This window comes from Psychrobacter vallis (assembly GCF_904846715.1).
Taxonomy (GTDB): domain Bacteria; phylum Pseudomonadota; class Gammaproteobacteria; order Pseudomonadales; family Moraxellaceae; genus Psychrobacter; species Psychrobacter vallis.
Genome location: NZ_CAJHBU010000047.1, coordinates 1 through 1,574, shown reverse-complemented (window position 1 = coordinate 1,574; position 1,574 = coordinate 1). Strand labels below are relative to the sequence as shown.

Annotated in this window: 1 protein-coding gene and 2 tRNA genes; all 3 read left to right on the top strand. The window is 38.6% G+C overall.

The window, feature by feature from the left end; translation table 11 throughout:
• Nucleotides 1-187: 187 nt before the first annotated feature.
• A tRNA-Val gene (locus JMY02_RS13525) sits at nucleotides 188-263 on the top strand.
• 38 nt (nucleotides 264-301) lie between these two features.
• Nucleotides 302-378, top strand: a tRNA-Asp gene (locus JMY02_RS13520).
• A 396-nt stretch (nucleotides 379-774) separates the two neighbouring features.
• Nucleotides 775-1,574: prenyltransferase/squalene oxidase repeat-containing protein (locus tag JMY02_RS13515; protein ID WP_201599176.1), on the top strand; the 800-nt coding region annotated here is incomplete at its 3' end.

Below are 1,574 nucleotides of genomic sequence, written 5' to 3'. Positions count from 1 at the left end.
AAATACTATTTGACAGCCATGTGTAAATCTATATAATACACACCCACAGCAAGGGGACTTAATTAAGTTAGCTTCTGTGAAAGTTGGTTAAGAGGTGACAATCTTAATTGGCTAGATTTTGAAAATCCTATTTAAAGGATTTTCCTTGCGAAGCTAAAATTGCAGTGCAATTTTTATACGCTTCTCAGGGTGATTAGCTCAGTTGGTAGAGCGTCTGCCTTACACGCAGAATGTCGGCGGTTCGAATCCGTCATCACCCACCACTTCTTAGCAAGTGGCTAAAGAAGCTAAAACGACCTAAGCAGCGGTAGTTCAGTTGGTTAGAATACCGGCCTGTCACGCCGGGGGTCGCGGGTTCGAGTCCCGTCCGCTGCGCCATATTTAGTAAAAAGTTAAAACGAATTTAGACCTTTGAGTTTAAGCAAGTTTCGCCTCAAACATTAGATTGTTTGAGGTTTTTTTGTGTCTATAGATTTACGGAAGCGTTCGGTTATGTGTTGTTTAGGGTTGTAGATTGAAGTTATAAAGTCAGAGTTCTATATGTATTTGGGCACAAAGGGTGGATACTCTTTGTGCTTTTTTACGTTTTGCATGACGTTAGATATTCTATTGATTAAATTGACTAACGTATAAAATGAAAAAAAGTTGACAATATTGTAATACTCGTTTAATGTTCAAAAAATTATTTTAATAATTCCGTAACATAAAGTAACTGGACGGTATACATATATGCGACTGAAGTCAAACAATAATAATTTTAATAAGAAAAAGTTAATGTCTGTTACTAGTGCAGGTATAATTTCTACACTGTTCACAGGATTAGCTCATGCTGATACAAATAGTGGAAGGGCTTGGCTTTCCACTCAAGAAAAAACACCTACCAGTGGTATTGCTAATAATTTACAGACCAAACAAGCAGTCGCACAGTCTCTTAAACTACTTCAATCTCAAACATCTGTTAACGACTTAACTACAATTTTAGATAAAGAATCTAGCACTGAAGGTCTTGTCCGCCTCTCTCTCCTTGCCTATAGTCAGAATGAAACGTTGCACCCCGCATGGCAAAAACTCATTAATCACCAAAATACTGATGGTGGCTTTGGTCATGTTGAAGGGTGGCAATCTAACCCACTGGACACCTCTTTTGTGCTGATTGCACTATCGGAGACTGGTTATTTAGAGACTCTTGATACAAACAGCCGTCAAAGTTGGCAGACTAGAATAAATAAGGCTTTAGCTTACCTTGCAACGCAGCAGCATACTGACGGTGCTTATCGTATCTCACATTTAGATGATCTATATACCAGCAGTTATGTATTAACAGCATTTACATCATATATAGCTAACCAAGGCCAATATATTCCAGCTATACAAAAACTGGTCAGTTATCTTGAATCAAAGCAATCCGCACCAGCAACATGGTCCGGTCAAAGTAATAATAAAGGTCTGTTCTTAGATGCCTTAGTTGCAGAAAGTCTCTACCCATACCAAGACAGTAGTGATGTGGAACTTTTCCGCACCAGTTTTGAAAATCGTGTACTAACGCTACAAAATAACGATGGCAGTTGGCAGAG